Raw genomic sequence first — 2,542 nt, forward strand, 5'->3', positions numbered from 1 at the left:
ACTACGTCTCTTTTTTATTGCATTTATCATGTACAATCATTCCTTTCAAGATGAATTTACTAAAAATAGTTTAAAGTATTTTGTATTAGTTTGTAAATTACTTACTTTTTAGTAGGTGAAAACATAGTTGACAATGACGCTACGTAATTTAGTATACTTGAATCAGAAGATCTTCTAATTTTGGATGACAGGGGTGAGAAAATATGCGAATTAGAGAAGTGAGTAATATTTATGGAATATCTTTAAGAACACTCAGATATTACGAAGAAATAGAAATATTAAACGTGAAGAGGGATAAAGCGGGAAATAGAATATATGGTGATAGTACACTTAAGGCATTGGAAATGGTGATTATACTCAAAGAGTTAAATTTGAGTTTGAAGTTGATAAAAACAATTATTCAAGATAGTGGTTGCTGCAGGCTAAATGAGATATTGAAGGATGAGCGAATTAAGTTAGATAAGCAATTGGTTGAGATTAATCAGAAGAAACAATATATAGATTCAATAATAAATACGTTTGGATCAAAAGACGTTACTAAAGCTACCTTAGAATCGTTTTTTGAAGAGCAAATTTTCTTTTCTCAAAAGAATGAGAGGATGAATAGAATGATCAGAAATTTGAGTAGAATTAAGTTGGAAGTTGGAAAAGGTATAGTAGATTTAGCTAGTTTTGAGGCGGAGAATTCTTTGCTTTTAGCTATAAAGAAGTTGAGGATAGATATAGCTAAATCCACTGGCGAAGAATTTGACAAAATACATGTTACAGACAATGAGGACTTGAAATCATTTGAATATAGATTGGTTTTTGATGGAAAAATCTGTGTAGAGAAAAATCTGGAAGGATTAAAATCTGAAGATATTGTTAAAGATATCATAGACGAAATAGCTATTTTGGAAATAAAACTTCACAAAAATCAAAATGTTTAAAAATAAAATATAAACTAATTATGAGCTTGTTTTGATATTAGTCATAGCCTTTGTATGGGCTATGACTAATGTTAAAGTGTCGAATTTCAGAATATTTACACCAATTATTTGACAGACTCGAATATTCAAGTCGATTACTTGGCATACTCAAATTTGAGTATGATATAGTAAATTAAATCAATTCAATTCAATAATATTATCTAATCTCAATTTCAGTACCTTCAGGTGCTTTTACTTTAAAAAGGTAACCACCTTCTACACAGTATAGTATCTCACCATTTTTTATTTTAAAAGAATTGTAGCCTAAATTTTGAATTCTAGAAAGTTCAGCACGTACATCATCTGTTTCGAAGCATAGATGAACTATGCCTTCATTAAATTTACTCCAACTATTTAATGAATCGCCAGATTTTGAAGTTTGAAGCTCAATCCTAAAACCATTTAACTCAAGCCAAGTATTGTAGTCTCTACCGTGAAACCCCTTTGTTTCAGAAACTATATTGAAACCTAATATATCAGTGTAAAAGTCAAGTGATTGTTTGTAGCATGATGTTTGTATGCAAACGTGATGTATTTTTAATTTGTCCATAAAACCTCCTAAAATTTAATGTCCTTTTTTCTTTTGTTTCTTTTTTTTCTGCTTCAAATCGTAAATATATTGTTTGTGATGATCTTTAGCATTTTTTTTATTCTTTTTTCTTATTGCTTTGTTCTCTTCATGTTGTTTTTTTAGAGCTTCTTGTGCTTTCGTACCAATACCTTTTGGTCGACAGATTTTTTGAATATCTCTTTGCTGCTTTTTGGGATTGATTTTTTTAGGTTTGCTAATTTGATTAGTTGATTGTGATGAGAAATTTAGCTTGTAGAAATTTTTGCATATGAAGTCTAAAATCTCACCATCTTTTGGTTCAGCACCGAATGTTATTTTAGCAACTTCGTAGCAGTTTGAATTTTCAAACTCAAAAAGACCTATCCAAAAAGGTTTTTCGAAAATAATGCTTAGTTTTAATTCATTCATTTAGAATCCTCCTGTGAAATAGCTCAGATGAGTATGGACAACCCCAGGAGGGCAGGTTACTGCTACCATATCAGTAGGTCCGGACTACCAACCGGACAGTGTTTTTTACTCGAGCGTTAATATTTTATTACTATTTTGATTTTACATAGAAAAGATTATAAGTGCAATAGAATAATTGACTCTAATCATAATTGGTATAAAAATTATCAACATATGATGATATTATAGTAAATATGAAGGAAATTGATTAGTGGAGGTTTAAAAGATGAAAAATCCAGCTACAAAAGATATTTTTGAAAAATTGTGTAGGAAAATGGCTGAAATAGACCATGAAATAGTATTCAATGAGTTAGATGGAGTGAAAGTTGATGGAAAGAGAGTAAAGGTAAAACCTAGAGAAGAAGATGTTGAATATAGATATGGTATATTTAGAGAGATGTATGATGGGTATAGTGAAAAAGCATTAGAAAATGAAATAAAAAAATTGAAATTAAGACTCAAAAAATCAGAAAAATATAAGAAGACTAAGTTTGAAAAAATATTTAGACCAGATAAATTAGAATTTGAGAGTCCAATAATATTTGTAGGAGGAGAG

The 2,542-nt window shown here is 29.5% G+C and carries 4 protein-coding genes; 2 read left to right on the plus strand and 2 right to left on the minus strand.

All coding sequences use genetic code 11. The annotated features are described in order from the left end of the window. Positions 1 to 203: 203 nt before the first annotated feature. Positions 204 to 929, plus strand: a complete 726-nt coding sequence (locus N4A40_00770; protein ID MCT4660361.1) for a MerR family transcriptional regulator — start codon at positions 204 to 206, stop codon at positions 927 to 929. Positions 930 to 1,125: 196 nt separating this feature from the next. Here N4A40_00770 and N4A40_00775 read toward each other — a convergent pair whose 3' ends face one another. Together N4A40_00775 and N4A40_00780 are read right to left on the minus strand one after the other, a co-directional pair. Beyond that, positions 1,126 to 1,518 carry a VOC family protein gene (locus N4A40_00775; protein MCT4660362.1) on the minus strand — a complete coding sequence of 131 codons (393 nt, stop codon included), beginning with the start codon at positions 1,516 to 1,518 and terminating at the stop codon, positions 1,126 to 1,128. A 15-nt stretch (positions 1,519 to 1,533) separates the two neighbouring features. Further along, positions 1,534 to 1,947: a YjdF family protein gene (locus N4A40_00780; GenBank protein ID MCT4660363.1), complete on the minus strand. Its 414-nt coding sequence runs from the start codon at positions 1,945 to 1,947 to the stop codon at positions 1,534 to 1,536. Between the two features lie 265 nt (positions 1,948 to 2,212). Between N4A40_00780 and N4A40_00785 the strand changes: the two genes are divergently transcribed. Continuing rightward, a partial coding sequence (locus N4A40_00785) for a hypothetical protein (GenBank protein ID MCT4660364.1) occupies positions 2,213 to 2,542 on the plus strand: 330 nt, incomplete at its 3' end.

This window comes from Tissierellales bacterium, assembly GCA_025210965.1.
GTDB lineage: Bacteria > Bacillota > Clostridia > Tissierellales > JAOAQY01 > JAOAQY01.

Coding starts and splice junctions, on each gene's coding strand:
- N4A40_00770 (MCT4660361.1), top strand. CDS start 204: ATGCGAATTAGAGAAGTGAGTAATATTTATGGAATATCTTTAAGAACA.
- N4A40_00780 (MCT4660363.1), bottom strand. CDS start 1,947: ATGAATGAATTAAAACTAAGCATTATTTTCGAAAAACCTTTTTGGATA.
- N4A40_00775 (MCT4660362.1), bottom strand. CDS start 1,518: ATGGACAAATTAAAAATACATCACGTTTGCATACAAACATCATGCTAC.